A 20,310-nucleotide genomic window follows, 5' to 3' on the forward strand; every position below is an offset into this window, starting at 1 on the left:
ATGCAGAGCCTCTTTTATGTTTGGCACTCGTGAATTCGCGGGGCCGTGCTGAATGAGGGTCCTGCTGAGATGCACGAACGTAATCCCCGGGCCGGGTGGGGGGATGGCCGCCGCATCGCGGTAGGTCCTCGCCCGTCGCTACCGCAAAAGCGCGCATGAAGGAGTCCTCGAAGATGGCAGTCAAAACCTACCAGGCCGGCGTCACGGAATATCGGCAAAGCTACTGGCAGCCGGATTACGCGCCTCTCGACACCGATATCTTGGCCTGTTTCAAGATCACGCCGCAGCCTGGAGTGGATCGCGAAGAGGCGGCAGCGGCGGTGGCCGCCGAGTCGTCCTGCGGCACCTGGACCACGGTGTGGACCGATCTGCTGACCGACCTCGACTACTACAAGGGACGCGCCTATCGCCTCGAGGACGTGCCGGGCGACGATACGTGCTTTTACGCTTTCATTGCCTATCCCATCGACCTTTTCGAGGAAGGCTCGGTGGTCAACGTGTTCACCTCGCTGGTGGGCAACGTGTTCGGGTTCAAGGCTGTCCGCGCGCTGCGGCTGGAGGATCTGCGCTTCCCCATCGCTTACGTGAAGACCTGCGGTGGCCCGCCCCACGGCATTCAGGTCGAGCGCGACAAGCTCAACAAATACGGCCGTCCGCTGCTGGGCTGCACCATCAAGCCCAAGCTCGGCCTGTCCGCCAAGAATTACGGCCGCGCCTGCTACGAAGCCCTGCGTGGTGGTCTGGACTTCACCAAGGACGACGAGAACATCAACAGCCAGCCGTTCATGCGCTGGCGCGACCGTTTCGATTTCGTGATGGAGGCTGTCCAGAAAGCCGAACAGGAAACCGGCGAGCGGAAGGGTCACTATCTCAACGTGACCGCGCCCACGCCCGAGGAAATGTACAAGCGCGCCGAGTATGCCAAGGAAATCCGCGCGCCGATCATCATGCACGATTACCTCGCCGGCGGTCTTTGCGCCAATGCGGGTCTGGCGAACTGGTGCCGCAACAACGGGATGCTGCTGCACATCCACCGCGCCATGCACGCCGTGATCGACCGCAACCCGCACCACGGCATCCACTTCCGCGTGCTGACCAAGATCCTGCGTCTGTCGGGCGGCGACCATCTGCACACCGGCACCGTGGTCGGCAAGCTCGAGGGCGATCGCGCCTCCACGCTGGGCTGGATTGACCTGCTGCGCGAATCCTACGTTCCCGAAGACCGCTCGCGCGGCATCTTCTTCGATCAGGACTGGGGTTCGATGCCCGGCGGCTTCGCCGTTGCATCCGGTGGTATTCACGTTTGGCACATGCCTGCGCTGGTCACCATCTTCGGCGACGACTCGGTGCTGCAGTTCGGTGGCGGCACGCTCGGTCACCCGTGGGGCAATGCGGCTGGTGCGCACGCCAACCGTGTCGCGCTCGAAGCCTGCGTCCAGGCGCGCGGCGAAGGCCGTCATCTGGAGAAGGAAGGCAAGGACATCCTCACCGCTGCGGCCGCTCATTCGCCCGAACTGAAGATCGCCATGGAAACGTGGAAAGAGATCAAGTTCGAGTTTGAAACCATGGACAAGCTCGCCATCGCCAACAAGTAACCCGCCGGCTGCGGTCGGCAGCGCCCCTGTGGGGCGCGCCGCCGCCCAGCAGAACCACTTTCGAAAGGACTGAAGTCATGGCCGTTCAAGCCTACCGCTCGATGAAAAAGTACGAGACCTTCTCCTATCTGCCGCAGATGACGCCCGATCAGGTGCGTCGTCAGATCGCTCACGCCATCGCGCAGGGTTGGAATCCGGCGGTCGAGCACACCGAAAAGGGCACGCCCGCAAAGGCGAGCTATTGGTACATGTGGAAACTGCCGCTGTTCGGCGAGCAGTCCGTCGATACCGTGATGGCGGAGATCGAGGCCTGTCACCGCGAATTTCCGGATCAGATGGTGCGGTTCGTCGCGTACGACAACTACGCCCAGAGCCAGGGCATGGCATTCGTGGTGTATCGCTGATGAGCTGGGCGCTGAAGCCTGCTCGGTTCGGCGCCCATGAATTGAACGCGGCGCGGCGCATCGGTGCCGCTCCCTTCATCGGGTTCTTTGTGCTGAGGTCCGTATGACAAACGTCGCCCCCGGTCATGCCACTGCAACTCTATCCGGTCGCGAACTGGCGCTCCAGCGCCGGCAGGCCATGGCGCGTCACGGCAAGACCGGGACCACCAAGGCTGCGCAAACTGAGCGCTCCGCCGCCGAACGCTTTCGGCTGAATGCGGCGCATATCTCCAACGTCTCTCATGGCGGCGTTTCGGCGGTGCCTGCGTCAGCGGCGTTCACTCAGCCGGTGGCGCAGAAGTCCGCGGCGCGAGCCCGGCGGCAGGCGTTGTCCACCGTTGGCAAGGCGGCGTTGAAAAATGCCGGGCACGGCACGGCAACCCGCCCCGCGGCGCATCTGCGCCCAGGCCGGGCGGCGGCCGAGGTGCGTGGCTCCGATTGCGGTTGTGGCTGCGGCGGACAGTGCAGTTGCGGCGGACAATGCGGCTGCAGCCATGGCGCGGAGCGCAAGGAGGCGGCGCGTACCGAAGCGGTTCAGCACGTCATGCCGGCGGTGGAGCGTGCAGCATCGAACGCGTCAGAGGCGACTGGCCGCGCGCTGGCCAAGATGCGCCGTGCTGCGCTGAGTCAGGATGGCAAGAAGGGTCTCAAGCGCGTCGCCCAGGCAACGCGAATCGCTGCCGCGATGCCGCAGCAGGATTGGCAGAGCGCCATGCTCAAAGGCGCAACCGGCCGTCAGGTCGCGATGCAGCGCCGGCTGGTACAGGCGCTGGCGGGCCGGGTCGACAAGACGTCCGGTGCCAGCACTCGCCCGACCGGCCGTGTGCGCGCTCGCAACGTGGTCGAGGCGCCTGCCAAGGTCGAGGAGGGGCATACCTTGTCGGGGCAAGCCGTCACCGGGACGCAGGTCGAGCGCAGCGTCAAGGTGACCGGCAATGAGCCGGGCTCCTGCCGCACGATCACCGGCACGGAATATATCGGGTTCGAGCAGTTCCAGACCCTCTGCGGCACCCGGCCGGCGCCGACTGTGCCCAAGGTCGCAGTCAGCAGCACGCTACGCGAGCAGCGCATCACCGGCACTGCGCTGGGCCGCTCCACCAAGACCACGGGCGATGAGCCGGGCGCGTGTCGTCCCGTGACGGGTACCGAATATCTCTCGGCTGAGCGCTTCGAGCAGTTCTGTTCGACGCGGCCGGTAGTGCCACTTGGAAAGGTGGCGCTCACCCGCACTGATAAGGGCCAGACGGTCACCGGCGCGCTGGTCGATCGTCCGCGCCGCGTCACTGGTGTGGAGCACGGCGCCGACCGCGCCGTTACCGGCACGCGTTACAGTCAGGGCGAAACCGATGATGCTCCGCCCAAGGTGGCGATCACCCATACGGCTGCGGGCAAGCCCGTGACCGGCACAGTGGTCGGCCGCAGCGAGCGGCAGACTGGTGACGAGGCCGGAAGCTGCCGTCCGATTACCGGGACCGAATATCACACTGTTGAACAGTTCCGCGATTTTTGTCGAACGGCTCCCCCGGGAGGCGCGCGAAAGGTCAGCGTGATGTCCACGCGTGACGAACAAACTGTCTCGGGGACAGCGGTCGATCGTTCGGCCAAGGTGACCGGCAACGAGGTCGGCTCCTGCCGCAGCATCACCGGCAGCCAATACTATACGACGGCTGATTTCGCGGGGCTGTGCAAAACACCCGGTCCCCAGAAAGTGGCCGAGATGCAGACGCTGCGCGGTCGGACCGTGACTGGTTCGGAGGTCGCTCCAAGCCCAAAATTGTCCGGTGACGAGTCTTATGGGTGCGAACCCGTCACCGGCATGGATTACATTGGCACCCGCCAATTGGCTGCGGTGTGCCCGGCCGAAGCAGTGCCGACGGTCTCCCCGGTCAGCAAGGTCATCGTTGACACCACGCTGCGCGGCCAGAGGGTAACTGGCATCGCTCCAGGTCGGGCGGACCACGTCACCGGGAACGAGGCCGGCACGTGCTCGCCGATCAGCGGCACTCCGTACATCGGCCAGGGCCAGTACGCCGCGTTCTGCCAGGCGCCGCAGCGCGAGCGGCAGGCGGCGCGGGTTCGCGACAGCGCGGTGATCCCGGCCACAGTGGTTACCGGCGATCGGCCGGGCGCGGGCGGGGCGCAAGTCACCGGCGACGAGCGTGGCGCTTGCGAGCCGATTTCGGGCACGCCCTATCTGGGGCTGGACAATATTGCATCCGGACAATGCGCGATGAGCGATCGCTTCAGCGCGCGTGATGTGGATCAGCGTCCGCCACCTCCCCGAAATTTCAGTATCAGCATTCCGGCGCGGCAGGCTCGCGAGGAGCGTCAAACCGAGGTCATCACCGGCAGCGGCATGGGGACTTCGCGTATTACCGGTCCCATCAACAAGGCCGACGGCCTGATTACCGGCACGCCGGAATTCCGCCATGGCGATCAGGTGCGCCGGCCGCGCGATGACGATCAGTCGCTCCCTGCCGCGCGCCGTTTGAGCGGCGAAGGCAGCCAGCAGGGACGGCGCATTTCCGGAGACGCCTGGGATGGTAACAGCCGTGTCACCGGCACCGAAGGTTCCTCCAGCCTGGCGCGCAATCCCTCGATGCGCGGGCAGCCGCGCGGCGCCGGCACCAGCGCCATGGCGTTTCGCAGCATCGAACGGCCTGAAGTGCCTCTATCGGTGGTTACCGGCTCGGCCGGCAACACCCGGAGCGGCGCCACAGTGACCGTCTCCGGCGGGGCGCGCGGCTGAGGATCGCGAAGATGGATACGCGCAAAAGCTTTCAGGCCCTGCGACGAGAGGCAACCCCGGTTGCCAGCGCGGCAGCGTCAGCGGCGGCGGTGCCCGACAATCCGGCGTGCATGATTGGCAGCGGGCAGACCTGCGAGCATGCGCTGGTCGATCGCGACCTCAATCGCCTTTTGTTCGACTACGAGCGGACGGTGCGTTCGCGCTTCACTCGCATCGTCGACGTGCTCAAGCGCATCTCCACACATCAGCACGACGAGAACTTCACCGAGCGCGCGCAGCAGCTCGCACGCGAGCAACTCGGTTTCGATCTGCCGTCGCAGGTGCTGGAGGACGCATGGGTGTGCGGGCTGGATTTATCCGCCTTGCATTCGCGCTGCATCTTCAGCGGCCTCAAGTTGTGCGTCGAGAATGCTCAGGTCGAGCAGGCCGGCTGGCGTCAGCGCATGCCGCTCGATGAGAATTTTCTGCGGTCGTGCGGCTATCACACGGTGGATATCAGCCCTTGTTCGGATGGCCGCTTGCAAGGCGTCAGCCCTTATGTGCTACGCATGCTGCCGGGGCCGAACGTGCGGGTGAAGGCCTATGCAGGCGCGCTGTTCGATGTCGAGGTCGATGTCTGTGACTGGGCGCAGCGCGAAGTCGAACGGTTGTCGGGCGCCATGGTCGATGGCGAGCGTCTGAACTACCTCAAGATCGCCGTCTACCATTTCAGCAGCTCGTCCCCCAACGGTCACGGTTGCGCCGCTCACGGCAGCAACGATCGCCAGGCCACGGAAGCGGCGCTGCAACGCCTGCAGAACGAGTTGCGTGTAGCCATCGATAGGACATTCGGCTCGGGCGCCGCGCCCGACGTGCTGCTCATCGGCGTGGACACGGATCTGGATGCGCTGCGCATCCACCTGCCCGACAGCTTTGGCGAGATCAACGCGCATCGCTATTTCGAGACGGCGCAGGTCTATCGCGACACCCTCGGCCTTGCGCCCGAAGCGGCGCGGAAGCGCATCGCGGAGATCGTGGCCGATGCCGAGGGCATGGGCGGCTGGGGACAGGGCAATGGCCGCATGCACGAGGGCATGCGCCGCCTGGTGCTGGCGCTTGCCGAAGCCAATCTGTCGCAGATCGAATACGTCATCAAGCATCATACGGGGCGCTACGCGACCATCGGGCACGACGAGGAATGCATTGTCGCCGGCGAAGCGGTGCGGCCGCTGCAATTGCGCAACCTGTTTTATTTCGCCCACCTCGACACGGTCGAGGAAGGCGCGCCCGACATGGATGTCGGGATCGATATTTTTGCGAAGCTCAATGTCGCGCACGGTCTGCCGGTCCCGGTACTCGTCCACTTCGAGTACGATGGCCGGATCCCTGCATCACGCGAGCGGGCGATCGCACGAGGCCGGCGGGTGCGTGATGCGATCGCGGCACGCTACCCCGATCTGGCTGCAAGGGGCCTGCTCAATTGCGCAATCGCGGTGAGTGACCGTGCCGGCGACGAGTGCTGCGCCTTCGTCGCCGACGCCGCCGTCGACGATCATTGAGAGGACTTATGCGTCATGAGAATCATGCGTGTGATAACCACTCTCGTGTCGACCAATCGCATCGACGCCATGGGCCATCGCCCGTTGCTGGTCGTGCAGGAGACACCGAATGGGACGCGCAGCGTTGCGGTCGACGCCGTCGGCTGCATCCCGGGCGACTGGGTGATTTGTGTCGGATCCTCCGCGGCGCGCGATGCTGCCGGAGCCAGGGATTATCCGTCCGATCTCACGATCGTCGGCATCATCGACCACTGGAATCCGGAGGGAGCGTGATGGAAGTCTGGCGCGTGGTGGATGATCTCGTCTGTACCCGGCGTGTGCCGGGAATGAGTTCGGCTTCGCTTCGTATCCTGAAAGGCCAGAAGGGAGAAATCTCGGTGGCGACCGATCCGGTCGGAGCGCCGCCTGGCAAATGGGTGTTCACCGCCGCGGGCACGGCCGCACGAATGGCCATGCCCGATCGAACAGTGGCTACCGACCTTACCATCTGCGGCATCATTGATGGCTGGGAGGAGGGGTGACGACGCGGTGAGCAAAGAGCAACAACGGCGCGCGCATAGCGGGCGTCAGAATGCAGTGACTGGCTTGAGATTCTTTTATTTCGACAACAAGGAGCGAACAAATGGCTGAAACGATGGGTATTGCCCTGGGCATGATCGAAACTCGCGGACTGGTTCCCGCGATCGAAGCGGCGGACGCGATGACCAAAGCCGCCGAGGTACGCTTGATCTCGCGGCAATTCGTCGGCGGCGGCTACGTCACCGTGCTGGTACGCGGCGAGACCGGCGCGGTCAACGCGGCGGTGCGTGCCGGGGCTGATGCCTGCGAGCGCGTGGGCGACGGCCTGGTAGCCGCGCACATCATCGCCCGCGTGCACAGCGAGGTCGAGGGCATCCTGCCGAAGGCGCCGAGCGCCTGAGCCCGGCTTTTTTCTACTGTTAGTAACTGGAAGGACAACGACATGGCGACACATGTGAACGGTATTGCCCTGGGCATGATTGAAACGCGCGGACTGGTTCCCGCGATCGAAGCGGCCGACGCGATGACCAAGGCCTCCGAAGTGCGGCTGATCGGCCGTCAATTCGTCGGCGGCGGCTACGTCACCGTGCTGGTGCGCGGCGAGACCGGCGCGGTCAACGCGGCGGTGCGTGCCGGGGCAGACGCCTGCGAGCGCGTCGGTGACGGCCTCGTGGCCGCGCACATCATCGCCCGCGTGCACAACGAGGTCGAAGGCATCCTGCCGAACCAGCCGGATTCCAGCGGCGGCCGTGGCGGCCGCGACGCCGAGATCACGTCCACCCGCAGCTGATCCTGCGCGGAGCGTATCATGGAGGTCGATCGGCGAAGCCTGGGCTGGCCGGCGCTCGCGTTCAACCGCGAGATGGCGGCGTGCAGCAGTATCCCACCCGAGCGTACTCGCGCGCCGGTTGGGAAATACCGGACTGGCGCGCCGTCCGCGCGCCGGGACGGAGCAACCGGGGTGAACCGAGCGTTTGATGGAGCGGGAAATCCTGCCCGGTATGGGCTGCATGACCGCGGCCCGAGATCAAGGCCCTGCAGCGTCAGGCGAACGCGTTGACGTATACGCGGCGAGCTACGCGGCCAAGACACCGCGTCGCTGTTCGAAGATTTCTACAGGAGGCGCGAGCGCATCTCGACCACGTAACCCAGATCGAACCCCCGGGGTAGGACGCCGATGACTGATGATTTCCAAGGTTGGGAGCGCCGCGACAAACCGCCTACGTTGTTTCGCCGCTTCGCGTTTGCGCGGTATGCGCAGACCCGCGCCTTCCTTGACGCGCTGTCGGCGCTGTCGGAGGAGGTTCAGCGCCATCCGCAGAACATCAACTTCGGCACCACCTACGTCAATGTCACGATCGGCGCGGCCGATGGTGACGCGTTGAGCGCCGAGGACGAACAGTTCGCCGCGCGTATCGCTGCTCTCGCCGGGCGCGGGGAGTGAGCGATGGGCAGTCCGCTGGTCATCGCGGTAATCAACCAGAAAGGCGGCGTCGGCAAGACCACCGTAGCGATGCACCTCGGCGCTGGTCTGACGCGGCGGGCTTCGTCCGTCGTCGTCGATCTGGATCCGCAAGGCTCGGCCACGCAATGGGCCGCCGCCGGTACGCAGTCCTTTCCCGCGACAGTCAAGCAATTGCGCGTAGGTACCGGGGCGATCGATCTGCGGCGTGACTTTCGCGCCTATCCCTTCGTCGTGCTGGACTGCCCGCCCGCGGCTGATAGCAGAGCCGCGGCTCTGGCGCTGCAGAGCTGCGATGTGGCCGTCATTCCGGTGCTGCCCTCGCCGGTGGATCTGTGGGCCAGCATCCGGCTGCCGCAGGACATCGATGAAGCAAGGCGGCTCAATCCGCGGCTGCGCGCCTACCTGCTGCTGAACCAGATCGAGGCGCGCAGCGCGCTCTCGGCGGCGATGCAGGAGGCATTGGCCGAGTTCGGCCTGCCGGTCCTGCGCACTCCGGTGCGCCGCCGCGGCATCTACAAGACCGCTGCGCTCGAGGGCGTGTCGGCTTACCAGTTGGGGGCTCGCGGGCAAAGCGCCGTCGAGGAGATCGACGGCCTCATTGAGGAGATCCTTGAATGACCAGCATCAAAGACAAGCTCGCCAGCAGCGTCCGCCAGGCCAAGACCGGCGCGGAGCCCGCCTCGTCCGGCAAGGTGGAGGCAGACAACAAGGAGGAGGCACACAAGACGCCGCGCGCTGCACCGGTGGCCTCCGCCAAAAAAAAGTCCGCCACGTCCGCGCCCGCGGATTCGCTGGCGGCAGAGCCACCCCCGAGCGTTGAGGAGTTGTTTCCCGAGCGCATTTGGCCGGATTGAATTTTTGCAGGAAGTTGATCATGCGTAACGACCCCTCCCAGCGCGGCTATCTGCCTAGACGCGACCCTGCCTTCCACACGCCTGCCGCCTCCGGTGCGCTCGGTAGCAGCGCCGTGCGTCCGGCAGATGCAGATACGGCCGGCTCTTCTCCTGCCGCGCTCGATGCCTACCGCGTGACCAAGGAGCCTTATTACCGTTCGGTTGCCGATGAAGTCGGGCTCTACGAGGCCGCCTATTCGGTGCGCATGCCGATGATGCTCAAGGGTCCGACGGGTTGCGGCAAGACGCGCTTCGTCGAATACATGGCGTGGAAACTCGGCAAGCCGCTGATTACTGTCGCGTGCAACGAAGACATGACCGCCAGCGATCTGGTCGGCCGTTTCCTGCTCGACGCCAACGGCACCCGCTGGCAGGACGGGCCGTTGACCATGGCCGCTCGTTTCGGCGGGATCTGCTATCTCGACGAAGTGGTTGAGGCGCGGCAGGACACCACGGTCGTGATCCACTCCCTGACCGATGCGCGGCGCATTCTGCCGCTCGAGAAAAAGGGCGAGATCGTCGAGGCCCATCCGGATTTCCAGGTCGTCATCTCATACAACCCTGGCTACCAGTCGCTGATGAAGGATCTGAAGCAGTCGACCAAGCAGCGGTTCGGCGCGCTCGACTTCAACTACCCCGAGCACGAGGTCGAGGCGGAGATCGTCGCGCACGAGAGCGGCGTTGCGATGGATCCCGCGAAAAAGCTGGTGCACATCGCCGAGCATGCGCGCAACCTCAAAGGTCACGGGCTGGATGAGGGCATCTCAACCCGCATGCTGATTTACGCCGGCTCGCTGATCGCGCGCGGTGTCGAGCCGCTGGCAGCTTGCCGGGTGGCGCTGGTGCGCCCGATTACCGACGATCCCGATATGCGTGATGCGCTCGATTCCGCGGTGACGACGTATTTCTGAGCGCTGCCGAGCGGGCGGCAAGCTGCGAGGTGAGAGAAGGAAACTTGAGGACAGCCGAGCCAGCAGCCAGCAGTCCGAATTTTGCATATCATGGCCATCCACCTCGACGAATTTCAGGAACTCCTCGACGAACTGCCCGGTGGTGCGCAGGAACTGCTGCGCGCCTCCTGGAACGAAGCGGCGAGGGCCATGAGCCCACGAGGGCTCGACAACTATCTCAAGGGCGCGGCGGCGCTGCATCAACTCGGTCGCGGCGAGGAGCTGGTGGTCAGCTTCATCCAGTCCATGCCGGAGGTGGCACGGGCGATCGGCGAGGAGGTGCTGCCCGATCTGGTGAATTTCCTGCTTGGCATGGCGTCCAAGACCTCGGGACAGGTGCTGGGGCTGATCGTCGGTACCGCGCCAATCGTGGCGCACCGCGTGGGCGATTCCGATCTGTTTCGCCATTATCTGAAGGTGTTGGAGATCGTGGCGGCGCAGGCTCCTCGCGGCCTGCGGCCGATGCTGGAAAACCTCGACCGCCTGCTCAATCATCTCACGCTGGGAGGCCTGCGCCGCTGGGTGCAATGGGGCGCGCAGGCCTACAAGACTGATTTCGAAGGGCAGGCGTCTTATTTCGGGCTGCAGAGCGCGGACGCGCAGGCGGTGCTGCAGCAGGAGCGAAAGGGCACGCTGTTCGTCGACATCCAGAGGCGGCTCAACATCTACATGCGCGCGATCTGGGGTCGCGATTTTTTTCTGCGCCCCACCGCCGGCGATTACGAAAGCCGTGAAGGGCTCAAGCCCTACATCGAGCATTATGTCATCTACATCGCCGACGCTTATGACGACTACAAGCCCGAGGGCGATGCGACGGCGCCGGTCAGCGCGCTCGAGGTCTACCGCGCCGCCGCCAACCATTGCGCCGCTCATCTGGTGTTTACGCAGCACCCGTTGTCGATGCAGCAGCTGCTGCCGGTGCAGATGGCAGTGATCGAGCTGTTCGAGGATGCGCGAGTGGAAGAACTCGCGATCCGCAAGTTCCCCGGAATGCGCGAGGCCTGGTTGGCGCTGCATCCGGTTTTTGACTATTCGTCCCAGCCGGCGACCGTCGGCGAGTTGCTCGACCGCCTCGCCCGCGCGCTCCTCGACCTCGACTCGACCGATCCGCATCCCTTTGTGCGTGAGGGCGTGGCCGCGTTTCGTGCCCAGGCCGACCTGGACAGCAATCAGGTGAGCTGGAATCTCGGCGTGGATTTATCGCATCGCCTGTTTGAACTCGACCTGCCGACCTACAACAAGCTCACCGACGGGCTCAGCGCCATCTACCGAGACGACAACCGCGCCGTCTGGTTCCTGGAGGAATACGACGAGGCGCAGGTGATGGCAGCCACCTGGGAGACCCGCCAGCAGGTGCGCAAAAAAGTCAACGTGATGGAAATGGTCAACGAGGTGGACGTCGAGTTCGCCGGCGACGATGCGCAGGAGGTGTGGGAGCTTCCGACCGAGTTCTATCTCGACCAGGAAAACGTGAGCATCAACTCGCTCGAAGGTCGTCCGCCGATCTCCGAGCCCTACCACTACCCGGAATGGGATTATCAGATTCAGCTCGAGCGGCCCAATTGGGTGACATTGCTCGAGTATCATCCGCAGCTAGGCGATCTGGAAGTGATCGAAGGCATCATCCTCGAGCACAAGCCGGTGATTTCGCGGCTCAAGTTCCTGATCGAGTCGATGGTGCCGCAGGGCATGCAGCGCATCCGCCACATGGAGGACGGCGACGAGATCGACATCAACGCCGCGGTGCGCGCGATGATCGACATCCGCATCGGCCAACAGCACGATCCGCGCATCATGATGCGCTACAAGCGTGCGCTGCGCGATCTGGCGGTGCTCGTTCTATTGGACATGTCCGAATCGTCCAACGACAAGGTGCGCGGGCACGACTACACGGTGATGGATCTTACCCGCGCCGCCACGGTCTTGCTGGCCGGCGCGCTGGATCGCATCGGCGATCCGTTCGCCATTCATGGTTTTTGTTCCGACGGCCGGCACGATGTCCACTACCAGCGCTTCAAGGATTTCGACCAGCCATATGACGATCTGGTCAAGGCGCGGCTGGCGGGGATGAAAGGGCGGCTCTCCACCCGCATGGGCGCGGCGTTGCGTCATGCGGCCCATTACCTGGCGCAGCAGCCCAAGAGCAAGCGCGTGGTCTTTGTCGTCACTGACGGCGAGCCCGCCGACAATGACGTGACGGATCCGCAATACCTGCGCCACGACACCAAGGCCGCGGTGGAAGAACTCAGCCGCCAGGGCATCACGGTGTATGCGCTGTCGCTCGATCCACATGCCGACCAGTATGTGTCACGCATCTTCGGCTTGAAAAACTTCACCGTCATCGATCAGGTCGAACGCCTGCCGGAAAAACTGCCCATGCTCTACATGAGCCTGACGCGGTGAGGGTGGGCCGAAGATGAAGATCACCCTGCGAACCTACGTGTTCATGGACGCGCTGCAGCCGCAGCTCGCGTCCTATATCGCGACGTCCTCACAGGGCTTTCTGCCGGTGCCCGGCGATGCCTGCATGTGGATCGAGGTCGCTCCCGGCATGGCGGTGCACAACCTTTCGGACATCGCTCTGAAGAAGACCAATGTGCGCATGGGCGAGCAGGTGGTCGAGCGCGCCTTCGGCTCGATGGAGCTTCACTTCCGCAACCAGAGCGAGGTGCTCGCCGCTGGCGAACTGATCCTGCGGCAACTCAACACCACCATGGATTCGCGGCTGCGCTGCAAGGTAGCGTGGAACGAGATCATCCGCGCCATCACACCTGACCACGCCACCCTGATAAATCGCCAATTGCGCAAGGGCTCGATGATCCTGCCCGGTAAAAGCATGTTCATCCTGGAGGTCGAGCCGGCGGGCTATATCATGTATGCCGCCAATGAGGCCGAGAAGGCCGCGCACATCACCCTGGTGGACGTCAAGGCCTTCGGTTCTTTCGGCCGTCTGACCATGATGGGCAACGAAGCCGAGGCCGAGGAAGCCCAGCGCGCGGCAGTGGCCGCGATCGAGCGCTTGAACCAGCGCGCCGTCCCGCACGGGTGAGCTCATGGAAATCGATTCTATCGCAAAAAAACTGCTATTTTCCACGGTGCGAGTGGATACCGAGCTCGAGGATGGCAGCGCCGGCTCCGGCACTGCCTTCATCCTCAGCCACGCCCACCCGCGGGGAAACGCACTGTTTGTCGTCACCAACCGCCATCTGGTCGAAGGCGTGCGCCGCGGCGGCCTGGTGTTCACTCAGTTAAACGAGGGCAAGCCGGCATTCGGCCAGCGCTTTCAGCTCAATATCGATGACTTCCCCGCCGCGTGGTTTGTCCATCCTGATCCCGAGGTCGATCTGGCCATTGTGCCGCTGCGACCGCTCGAGCGCGCGGCGCGCGATCTCGGTGTCCAACTGTATTATCACGCGATCGACAGCGAACGCATTCCCGATGTGGCAACGGTGCGGGGCTTCGACGCGCTCGAGGACGTGCTGTTTGTCGGCTATCCCAGCGGGGTGTGGGATGAGGTCAACCTCATGCCTATCCTGCGCCGCGGCACCACGGCCACGCCGCTGGAGCTCGACTTTGAGGGGCACAAGCAATTCCTCATCGACGCTGCGGTATATCCCGGGTCGAGCGGCAGCCCTGTATTCGTGATGCGCGACGATCCGCTTCGCCCGCGCGGGGACTCGGCACGTTCCATCTGGTTCGCAGGGGTGGTGGCGGCGGTGTTTTTCCGCGAAGAGGCCAACCAACTCGTGCCCGGACCGGTGCCCGCGCAGACCCGGGCGCAGTCCGTCGGCGCGGAAATGATCGACCTCGGCCTCGTGATCAAGTCAGAATCCGTACGCGAGCTCATTGACGCATACGTACACAAATGGCTTTCCGACTGAAGTCGCCCGCACCGCGGCGGCACGAATGCGCAGGACGCCCGGCCAGATGTGGGTGCGTGTTCGCAGCGCGGAAATTCGCCAATAGAAGATAGTAGTTTCGTTAAATCGCAAACAGCGAATGCGATGCTCACTGTGGTCTACCACTTGCCGTGCAATGACTATGAGCAATGTTCTGTGGTTCGAGTACTGAGAGATGATGTTAGCGCTCAACCTCGGCATTCTGATCCAGCAATCGAGCCTCGCGTAGCTTTTCGTGAAGGTAACATTTTCTTGCGTCCAGCTCGTCTGCTCGGGAAGAAAAGCTCCGTCGTCATCGAGACGACGGCGCAGTACATCCGGAACTGGACGATCGGGAGGATGAATCGCCCTAGTTTGAACCAGAAGAGATCATTCTCACGAGGAGTTAGGCTGACCATTGGGACGCGAAATCAACGCATAGGACAGTGGACTGCGGATTCACCGAGACAGCCAATTACTCGAAGCAGAGAGCGTCGGCTATAGCGTGTCGACGAGACGCGGCGGGCGCGCTAGGTTGGATCTTACGCCAACTCAAGGTTCGAACGCAGATTTGGCATCGGGATAAAGTAGATCAGCTAGTCGTGCCCCGCGATTAGTGCGTCGATATCGCCTTCGGTAAGCGCGGGACGGCTCAGCAGGGCCGCAGCGACGCGCTGGATCGCAGGCCAGTTTTCCTCGACCAGATCCGCAGTCTTTTGGGTCGTATGGCTGAATAGGCGGTCGAACTCCTCTGTCTCGGGGCCATCCAACTCGACGTAGCTGCCCGGCACCGCTGGCTTGCCATGCTGCCGCAAAACAAGCATCGCCAGGAGGCTGGTCGCGTTGGCGCGATCCACGCGCCAGCCGCCGTCGCACGCGCGATTCTGGGCTTCGAGGGACATGGGACGATAGTGATGCTGGGCCTGCGGGCCAGCCAGCGCGACAATGGCGTACTTCTCCGGCGCCTCAAGATCGTCCGGGGCGAGGTCTGTCGCGCTGGACGTCGTCACGACGGCGCCAGCGCCGTCGTGTGCATCGAGGGTCGCGTAGCTTACCGGGATGTCCAGTACGCGCGCGATCACGGCGTGTCCGGCCTCGTGATGCGCGATGGTCTCTTTCTTCCACACAGCGACAAGCTCCGATAACTGACAAAAGCGGCCGACCTGCGCGGGAACGCCGGATCGGGTTGACCAGACGTCGGAGGTTATCCGATAGCCAAGTGGAAGAAAGGTAGCAAGATGGCGCCGAAGGGCAAGGCGCCGCTCGAGGAAGTGCCCTCGTCTTACGAAGGCCCGGCTGGGAAGTTTCAACTCTCGCCGGAGAGTGTCGATCGCTTCCCGCCGAGGCAGCACGGGCGCCAGCCCCGCCGAGAAATGCGGCTGGAGCGGCCGGCTGTCGCGGCCGAGCTGGCCTTGGAAATTGGCGGGAGAGCTAATTCACTCCGATGCCCTTCATCAGAGCGGGATGCTGCGTTGTCACCTTCCAGGATCGGCGCGATGCTCGTAAAATCGGTACGCCTTGAAACATCCGCCGCTGAAGCAAACACAGTGGCCGAGGGCCGCAATGTTCACGGTTGGCCATTTGGCGCTGCCCATTCGACGCTCCATTACGATAGATAGTACGGCATCAGTGACAATTTGACGGTTCATCGTTTGTTGGAACTGCCGCGATCTACAGAAAGCACGAAGGGATTCACCGTTTGAGCCGAAGGGCATTTCGAAAACCGATCACAGTTCTATAGTGGCGACAAAGGAGACGCGACATGGCGATAACAGCCGACCAGGTTACTTTCGATACGCCGGCGCCGGACTTTCGGCTTCCGGCGACCGACGACAAGACTTACAGACTGGACGACCTTGCCGGCGGAAAGGGCACTGTCGTCGTCTTCATCTGCAACCATTGCCCCTATGTCAAAGCGATAATCGACCGCATGGTTGCGGACGCGCGGGTGCTGATGTCGGAGGGCATTGGTTTTGTGGCGATTTGTTCGAACGATGCGGCGAGCCATCCTGAAGATTCATTTGAGAACATGAAGCATTTCGCCAAAGCTCATGGTTTCCCATTTCCTTATCTGCACGACGAGACCCAAGCAGTCGCGCGAGCATATGGGGCAGTGTGCACGCCGGACTTCTTCGGCTACAGCGCTGACCGCAAGCTCAAGTACCGGGGCCGGCTCGACGAAGGCCGCAAAACTCCGCCCCCTGCGGGGGCGCCTAGAGAACTCGTCGAAGCCATGCGCGCGATTGCGAAGACCGGTATGGCGCCGGCTGATCAAAACCCGTCCCTTGGCTGCTCGATCAAATGGAAGGATGGATAAACCGAGCCCTTGTCATGGAGCCGCACCGAGACGCATTAAACGCGCCCAATTTTTTTGACTATTGTCGCGCGTAAAAACCACGATGGAACGAGTTGCGACACTCTATAATATGCATTCGGTCGCAGGTGATCTCGGCAACCTCGAGTCGACGCGGCGGCACTAACCATGACGTATGTCCATAATATCGATAGCGTGTCGCGGAAGCAGATCGGGTGGCGCAGATATCTCTACCTCCCTCCCCCTACGGATCGAGAAACGGGATGGCCCGTGTCGAACCCCATGAGTTGTTGACGACGAGCGAACGCAAGGCTGCACTGCTCGACATTATCATGGCTGGTGGCTCGCGTGCAGCGACGCAAGCGCCGCCGAACGCGGTTCAGCGATTCGTACCCGCGAACGATGACGCTGTTGTGCGGGCGATCATGGGTGGTGAGCTGGATCGGGCTTATGCCCGATGACGCGAGCGCTGCTGACAAGCGACTCTGAGGTGACCTCTTGACATCTTTGCGAGCGGCGGTCGCAACCCCGACGGCTTGACAACGTTAACGCAATCTAACCACTTTTCCATAATCCTCGTTGCGCTTTGGAGCGTGCATCATGGCCGAAACGTCAATCGAGTGGACGGACGCGACTTGGAATCCGGTGGCTGGCTGCACGGTACTGTCCGCCGGTTGCACGAACTGCTATGCGATGCGCATGGCGGCGCGGCTCGAAGCTATGGGCGTTTCGAAATACAGAGGGCTGACACGTAAGAGTGGTGGCCGCGCTGTGTGGACTGGCAAGATACGGCTCGACGAGAAGGCGCTGGACACCCCGGGGTTGTGGACGAAGCCGCGCAAGGTGTTCATCAACTCCATGTCCGATCTGTTTCACGATAAGGTGTCGGCTGGGTTCATACTGCGGGTGTGGCAAGTGATGAAAGATACGCCGCGCCATACCTATCAGATTCTGACGAAGCGTCCCGATCGTATGGCCGAGATCCTGTCCGGACCCGATTTTGACGTGTTGCCGAACGTGTGGCTCGGCACGAGCGTTGAGGATGACCGAGTTCTGCGTCGCCTAGATCAACTGCGCTGTGTGCCGGCCGTCGTCCGATTTGTGTCGTTCGAGCCGCTAATCGGCTCTGTCGCGGACGGCGATTTGACAGACATTCAGTGGGCGATTGTCGGTGGCGAGAGCGGGCCGCGCGCACGCGAGATGAAGCCGGAGTGGGTCGACGAAATCAAAGCCATGTGTGATCGCTCAGGCGCAACGTTTTTCTTCAAACAGTGGGGCGGCAAGAACAAGAAAGCCGCAGGTCGCACTCTGCACGGCCGCACCTATGACGACATGCCATCAGCCGTGCCGCTTGCGGTCTAGGATGTAGTTGCCAAGCGTCGTCGAAAGCGCAACGGCCTTCGGCGCCGGATTCGAGATGCACAGGAACAGCGAAAACATCTGCGGTCCCTTTAGGGGCAGCGCCAGAGGGTCCAGCACCTTCGCAAAAATGCTCCCGAGTCGATTTTGGACGAACCGCTGAAGACCGGCCACATAAAGTTCGCGCTTGCGTTCGAGAGTGTTGCCGAACAGGTCCGTTGAATCTTCTTTCGGATATAGCTCTTCTTCCCATGCCTCCGAACCGAACATCCTGATCAGCGCGGCACGCTTGTGAGCGTCTATGTCCGTAAGTTGTCGCGTTGCTTGGCGGTAGAGGGCCGCCAACGGAAACAGGAACCACACGTCGATAGCTTTAGTCGCGGCCACTGCTTCGAGTGTCGGCCACTCGACCTCCATACCGTATGGATCGAGAAACAGGACGGCCCGTGTCGAACCCCATGAGTTGTTGGCGACGAGCGACAGCAAGGCTGCATTGGCGTCGCTGTTGACGATTTCGATGCGCCGCTGCGCGTTCTTCGCTCTAAGGTCCATCAATGCGGCCGCGTGTGACGATTTCGCGTCGATAAAAACCATGAAGTCGAATGGCGGCTCAACACTGAGGGCAATCTGCGCAGATCCGCGCCGTTGCTCGACACGCTCCGGCTCGGCAGCCTCTAACAGGTTTTCAGGACGTTCTTCGTGCTTGATCGTGCGGAAGCCGGTGCCCGCAAATGCATCAATGTACCAAAGCTGATTGAAGTAGGGACGAAGAGCGGTTGCAAACGCTGTCAAATAACTCTCGACGATCGCCAGCTTTAAGTCAGTGTGCTGGCCTCCGAACTCGTGATTCACATCTGGCATCTGAACTTAAAAGTCGAGCGGTTGAGACCGCTCCCGTCAAATTCATCTCACAGCAAAGGATTCGTTCCAGTCCGTCAATGGTGAGGGGCTGTGTTTATCTGTGTGGCGTCTATGTGTGGCGCGAAACCGAAAAACTAGCCAAGTATTTGATTTTATTGGCGCACCCGACACGATTCGAACGTGTGACCTTTGCCTTCGGAGCAATTTAGCCTGCCTATCCTAAATGCACGATAGGGCACGCTACAATGCGATATGTAACTGAAGTCGCTAGACAATTCGGATTTCCGCGCCGAACTGTTTATCCAGAATTTCGCTCCGATATCCATCCGGTTGCTTCCGTGGTGCTTCCGCGGAAGCAGCCCCTCACTAGCGAGGGGAATGCCTCATGGCAAAGCTGACCAAGCGGATCGTGGACGCTGCCGTTGTTCGCGAGAAGGACTATTTCATCTGGGACGACGAACTGCCCGGCTTCGGCCTCCGCGTATTCGCCTCCGGCAAGCGCAGCTACCTCATCCAATACCGCGCTGCTGGACGCACGCGACGCTACACCATCGGCTTGCATGGCGTGTGGACGCCAGAGACAGCCCGGCAAGAAGCAAAGGTCCAACTGGGGCGTGTCGCGCGCGGCGACAACCCTTCGGAGGAACGTCAGCTCGATCACAAGGCCATCACGGTCAAGGAGCTTTGCGCCCTCTATACCGCTGACCTGAACGCAGGCCTCATCCTGGGCAAGGGCGGGCGACCAAAAAAGCCGACCACCATCGTCACCGACACTGGCCGCATCGAGCGGCACATCATCCCGCTGATCGGCGCACGCCGCGTCAAGGATCTCACCAAGGCCGACATCAACAAGGTCTTGAAGGACATCATGGCCGGCAAGACGCGCGTCGCCGTCAAGACGAAGAAGCTGCGTGGAAAGGCCATCGTTCGTGGTGGCGCGGGCACCGCCACGCGCACGGTCGGCCTGTTGGGCGGAATCCTCACCTACGCTGTCGACGCTGGGATAATCGAGGTCAATCCGGCGCACGGAATCAAGAAGCCCAAGGACAATGTTCGGAATCGTCGGCTTACCGAGGCGGAGTATCGCACACTCGGGCAAATGCTTCGCGATGCCACGGCGAACGAAAAATACGCCATGACCGTGGACATCATCCGTCAGATCGCGCTCACCGGCTGCCGCCGCTCGGAAATGATCTCGCTAATGTGGATCGAGGCTGACACCGACGCGAGCTGCATGCGCCTGGTGGACAGCAAGGAAGGCGAGTCCATTCGGCCAATCGGATTGCCCGTCGTCGAATATCTGGAGGAACGGCGTAAGACCGCGGCGGGCACCTATGTCTTCCCCGGTCAGGGCGAGGACAACGCGTTCGGCAGCTTCCCGAACCATTGGGAGCAGATTTTCAACGACAGCCCGCTCGCCGGCGTCACCCCGCACGTCCTGCGCCACAGCTTTGCCAGCATCGCCAACGATCTCGGCTTCACCGAGGTGACGATCGCCGCACTGGTCGGCCACTCCAAGGGCTCGGTGACGAGCAAATATATTCACACGCTCGATACCGCACTCATCATGGCTGCCGACACCATCTCCGGCTATATTCATGGGCTGCTCGACGGGATCGAGTTCAAGCAGACGGCCTACGCATTGGATCGCGATTCCCGGAGAGCGGCGCTCGATCGTTTCCTGACCAAAGCAGTTGGGCAGGAGGCGGGCGAAGTGGAAGAGGAGACCCGCCTGGCCGCATGAGG

General features: G+C 62.6%; 21 protein-coding genes and 1 tRNA gene. 19 read left to right on the forward strand and 3 right to left on the reverse strand.

The genetic code is table 11. The features are described from left to right. The first annotated feature begins 173 nt into the window (after positions 1 to 173). From ACS3WB_RS11365 to ACS3WB_RS11435, 15 genes are all read left to right on the forward strand, one after another. Positions 174 to 1,595 carry a form I ribulose bisphosphate carboxylase large subunit gene (locus tag ACS3WB_RS11365; RefSeq protein ID WP_319799098.1) on the forward strand — a complete coding sequence of 474 codons (1,422 nt, stop codon included), beginning with the start codon at positions 174 to 176 and terminating at the stop codon, positions 1,593 to 1,595. Positions 1,596 to 1,672: 77 nt separating this feature from the next. After that, positions 1,673 to 1,999 (forward strand): ribulose bisphosphate carboxylase small subunit, encoded by a 327-nt coding sequence (locus tag ACS3WB_RS11370; RefSeq protein ID WP_438275668.1) that lies wholly within the window; start codon positions 1,673 to 1,675, stop codon positions 1,997 to 1,999. Positions 2,000 to 2,102: 103 nt separating this feature from the next. Continuing rightward, on the forward strand, positions 2,103 to 4,787 hold the full coding sequence (locus ACS3WB_RS11375; RefSeq protein WP_438275669.1) for a CsoS2 family carboxysome shell protein: 2,685 nt from the start codon (positions 2,103 to 2,105) through the stop codon (positions 4,785 to 4,787). 11 nt (positions 4,788 to 4,798) lie between these two features. Next, a complete protein-coding gene (locus ACS3WB_RS11380; protein ID WP_438275670.1) occupies positions 4,799 to 6,325 on the forward strand; it encodes a carboxysome shell carbonic anhydrase in 1,527 nt (508 codons plus the stop codon). 15 nt (positions 6,326 to 6,340) lie between these two features. Beyond that, the gene (locus ACS3WB_RS11385; RefSeq protein ID WP_292617462.1) at positions 6,341 to 6,598 is read left to right on the forward strand and encodes a carboxysome peptide A; all 258 of its coding nucleotides are present in this window, start codon (positions 6,341 to 6,343) and stop codon (positions 6,596 to 6,598) included. After that, positions 6,598 to 6,846, forward strand: coding sequence for a carboxysome peptide B (locus tag ACS3WB_RS11390; RefSeq protein WP_292611388.1), 249 nt, complete (start codon positions 6,598 to 6,600; stop codon positions 6,844 to 6,846). Before ACS3WB_RS11385 ends, ACS3WB_RS11390 begins: the two co-directional genes overlap by 1 nt. A 101-nt stretch (positions 6,847 to 6,947) precedes the next feature. Then, positions 6,948 to 7,244 (forward strand): BMC domain-containing protein, encoded by a 297-nt coding sequence (locus tag ACS3WB_RS11395; RefSeq protein WP_438275671.1) that lies wholly within the window; start codon positions 6,948 to 6,950, stop codon positions 7,242 to 7,244. Positions 7,245 to 7,319: 75 nt separating this feature from the next. Further along, positions 7,320 to 7,634 (forward strand): BMC domain-containing protein, encoded by a 315-nt coding sequence (locus ACS3WB_RS11400; protein WP_438275697.1) that lies wholly within the window; start codon positions 7,320 to 7,322, stop codon positions 7,632 to 7,634. 387 nt (positions 7,635 to 8,021) lie between these two features. Beyond that, positions 8,022 to 8,288: a 4a-hydroxytetrahydrobiopterin dehydratase gene (locus ACS3WB_RS11405; protein WP_438275672.1), complete on the forward strand. Its 267-nt coding sequence runs from the start codon at positions 8,022 to 8,024 to the stop codon at positions 8,286 to 8,288. A gap of 3 nt (positions 8,289 to 8,291) precedes the next feature. Beyond that, positions 8,292 to 8,927, forward strand: a complete 636-nt coding sequence (gene parA / locus ACS3WB_RS11410; protein ID WP_438275673.1) for a ParA family partition ATPase — start codon at positions 8,292 to 8,294, stop codon at positions 8,925 to 8,927. Continuing rightward, positions 8,924 to 9,163, forward strand: coding sequence for a hypothetical protein (locus tag ACS3WB_RS11415; protein ID WP_438275674.1), 240 nt, complete (start codon positions 8,924 to 8,926; stop codon positions 9,161 to 9,163). Before parA ends, ACS3WB_RS11415 begins: the two co-directional genes overlap by 4 nt. Before the next feature lie 20 nt (positions 9,164 to 9,183). Further along, positions 9,184 to 10,113, forward strand: coding sequence for a CbbQ/NirQ/NorQ/GpvN family protein (locus ACS3WB_RS11420; RefSeq protein ID WP_438275675.1), 930 nt, complete (start codon positions 9,184 to 9,186; stop codon positions 10,111 to 10,113). 90 nt (positions 10,114 to 10,203) lie between these two features. Beyond that, on the forward strand, positions 10,204 to 12,555 hold the full coding sequence (locus ACS3WB_RS11425) for a nitric oxide reductase activation protein NorD (protein WP_438275676.1): 2,352 nt from the start codon (positions 10,204 to 10,206) through the stop codon (positions 12,553 to 12,555). Positions 12,556 to 12,568: 13 nt separating this feature from the next. Next, the gene (locus ACS3WB_RS11430) at positions 12,569 to 13,201 is read left to right on the forward strand and encodes a hypothetical protein (RefSeq protein WP_438275677.1); all 633 of its coding nucleotides are present in this window, start codon (positions 12,569 to 12,571) and stop codon (positions 13,199 to 13,201) included. Between the two features lie 4 nt (positions 13,202 to 13,205). Further along, entirely contained in the window at positions 13,206 to 14,033 is an 828-nt protein-coding gene (locus ACS3WB_RS11435) for a S1 family peptidase (protein WP_438275678.1), read from the forward strand. A gap of 593 nt (positions 14,034 to 14,626) precedes the next feature. Here ACS3WB_RS11435 and ACS3WB_RS11440 read toward each other — a convergent pair. Further along, positions 14,627 to 15,157, reverse strand: a complete 531-nt coding sequence (locus ACS3WB_RS11440; RefSeq protein ID WP_438275679.1) for a hypothetical protein — start codon at positions 15,155 to 15,157, stop codon at positions 14,627 to 14,629. Between the two features lie 635 nt (positions 15,158 to 15,792). On the opposite strand from ACS3WB_RS11440, the gene ACS3WB_RS11445 reads away from it, so the two are divergent. The 3 genes from ACS3WB_RS11445 to ACS3WB_RS11455 all read left to right on the forward strand — a co-directional run bounded on the left by ACS3WB_RS11445 (position 15,793) and on the right by ACS3WB_RS11455 (position 17,706). Continuing rightward, positions 15,793 to 16,347, forward strand: a complete 555-nt coding sequence (locus tag ACS3WB_RS11445; protein WP_438275680.1) for a thioredoxin family protein — start codon at positions 15,793 to 15,795, stop codon at positions 16,345 to 16,347. Positions 16,348 to 16,607: 260 nt separating this feature from the next. Next, positions 16,608 to 16,805 (forward strand): hypothetical protein, encoded by a 198-nt coding sequence (locus ACS3WB_RS11450; RefSeq protein WP_438275681.1) that lies wholly within the window; start codon positions 16,608 to 16,610, stop codon positions 16,803 to 16,805. A gap of 139 nt (positions 16,806 to 16,944) precedes the next feature. Continuing rightward, complete coding sequence (locus ACS3WB_RS11455) at positions 16,945 to 17,706, forward strand: DUF5131 family protein (protein WP_438275682.1); 762 nt, start codon at positions 16,945 to 16,947, stop codon at positions 17,704 to 17,706. Here ACS3WB_RS11455 and tcmP read toward each other — a convergent pair. Next, positions 17,683 to 18,564 carry a three-Cys-motif partner protein TcmP gene (gene tcmP / locus ACS3WB_RS11460; RefSeq protein ID WP_438275683.1) on the reverse strand — a complete coding sequence of 294 codons (882 nt, stop codon included), beginning with the start codon at positions 18,562 to 18,564 and terminating at the stop codon, positions 17,683 to 17,685. The genes ACS3WB_RS11455 and tcmP overlap by 24 nt on opposite strands. 156 nt (positions 18,565 to 18,720) lie before the next feature. Next, positions 18,721 to 18,791, reverse strand: a tRNA-Ser gene (locus ACS3WB_RS11465). A 158-nt stretch (positions 18,792 to 18,949) separates the two neighbouring features. Here ACS3WB_RS11465 and ACS3WB_RS11470 point away from each other — a divergent pair. Then, positions 18,950 to 20,308: a tyrosine-type recombinase/integrase gene (locus ACS3WB_RS11470; RefSeq protein WP_438275684.1), complete on the forward strand. Its 1,359-nt coding sequence runs from the start codon at positions 18,950 to 18,952 to the stop codon at positions 20,306 to 20,308. Positions 20,309 to 20,310: the final 2 nt, after the last annotated feature.

Origin of the sequence: Nitrobacter sp., assembly GCF_051535215.1 — a bacterium.
GTDB lineage: Bacteria > Pseudomonadota > Alphaproteobacteria > Rhizobiales > Xanthobacteraceae > Nitrobacter.

What these genes read in the sequence shown, in the direction of transcription:
- ACS3WB_RS11365 (WP_319799098.1), top strand. Translation starts at nt 174, where the DNA reads ATGGCAGTCAAAACCTACCAGGCCGGCGTCACGGAATATCGGCAAAGC.
- ACS3WB_RS11370 (WP_438275668.1), top strand. Translation starts at nt 1,673, where the DNA reads ATGGCCGTTCAAGCCTACCGCTCGATGAAAAAGTACGAGACCTTCTCC.
- ACS3WB_RS11375 (WP_438275669.1), top strand. Translation starts at nt 2,103, where the DNA reads ATGACAAACGTCGCCCCCGGTCATGCCACTGCAACTCTATCCGGTCGC.
- ACS3WB_RS11380 (WP_438275670.1), top strand. Translation starts at nt 4,799, where the DNA reads ATGGATACGCGCAAAAGCTTTCAGGCCCTGCGACGAGAGGCAACCCCG.
- ACS3WB_RS11385 (WP_292617462.1), top strand. Translation starts at nt 6,341, where the DNA reads ATGAGAATCATGCGTGTGATAACCACTCTCGTGTCGACCAATCGCATC.
- ACS3WB_RS11390 (WP_292611388.1), top strand. Translation starts at nt 6,598, where the DNA reads ATGGAAGTCTGGCGCGTGGTGGATGATCTCGTCTGTACCCGGCGTGTG.
- ACS3WB_RS11395 (WP_438275671.1), top strand. Translation starts at nt 6,948, where the DNA reads ATGGCTGAAACGATGGGTATTGCCCTGGGCATGATCGAAACTCGCGGA.
- ACS3WB_RS11400 (WP_438275697.1), top strand. Translation starts at nt 7,320, where the DNA reads ATGATTGAAACGCGCGGACTGGTTCCCGCGATCGAAGCGGCCGACGCG.
- ACS3WB_RS11405 (WP_438275672.1), top strand. Translation starts at nt 8,022, where the DNA reads ATGACTGATGATTTCCAAGGTTGGGAGCGCCGCGACAAACCGCCTACG.
- parA (WP_438275673.1), top strand. Translation starts at nt 8,292, where the DNA reads ATGGGCAGTCCGCTGGTCATCGCGGTAATCAACCAGAAAGGCGGCGTC.
- ACS3WB_RS11415 (WP_438275674.1), top strand. Translation starts at nt 8,924, where the DNA reads ATGACCAGCATCAAAGACAAGCTCGCCAGCAGCGTCCGCCAGGCCAAG.
- ACS3WB_RS11420 (WP_438275675.1), top strand. Translation starts at nt 9,184, where the DNA reads ATGCGTAACGACCCCTCCCAGCGCGGCTATCTGCCTAGACGCGACCCT.
- ACS3WB_RS11425 (WP_438275676.1), top strand. Translation starts at nt 10,204, where the DNA reads ATGGCCATCCACCTCGACGAATTTCAGGAACTCCTCGACGAACTGCCC.
- ACS3WB_RS11430 (WP_438275677.1), top strand. Translation starts at nt 12,569, where the DNA reads ATGAAGATCACCCTGCGAACCTACGTGTTCATGGACGCGCTGCAGCCG.
- ACS3WB_RS11435 (WP_438275678.1), top strand. Translation starts at nt 13,206, where the DNA reads ATGGAAATCGATTCTATCGCAAAAAAACTGCTATTTTCCACGGTGCGA.
- ACS3WB_RS11445 (WP_438275680.1), top strand. Translation starts at nt 15,793, where the DNA reads ATGGCGATAACAGCCGACCAGGTTACTTTCGATACGCCGGCGCCGGAC.
- ACS3WB_RS11450 (WP_438275681.1), top strand. Translation starts at nt 16,608, where the DNA reads ATGGCCCGTGTCGAACCCCATGAGTTGTTGACGACGAGCGAACGCAAG.
- ACS3WB_RS11455 (WP_438275682.1), top strand. Translation starts at nt 16,945, where the DNA reads ATGGCCGAAACGTCAATCGAGTGGACGGACGCGACTTGGAATCCGGTG.
- tcmP (WP_438275683.1), bottom strand. Translation starts at nt 18,564, where the DNA reads ATGCCAGATGTGAATCACGAGTTCGGAGGCCAGCACACTGACTTAAAG.
- ACS3WB_RS11470 (WP_438275684.1), top strand. Translation starts at nt 18,950, where the DNA reads ATGGCAAAGCTGACCAAGCGGATCGTGGACGCTGCCGTTGTTCGCGAG.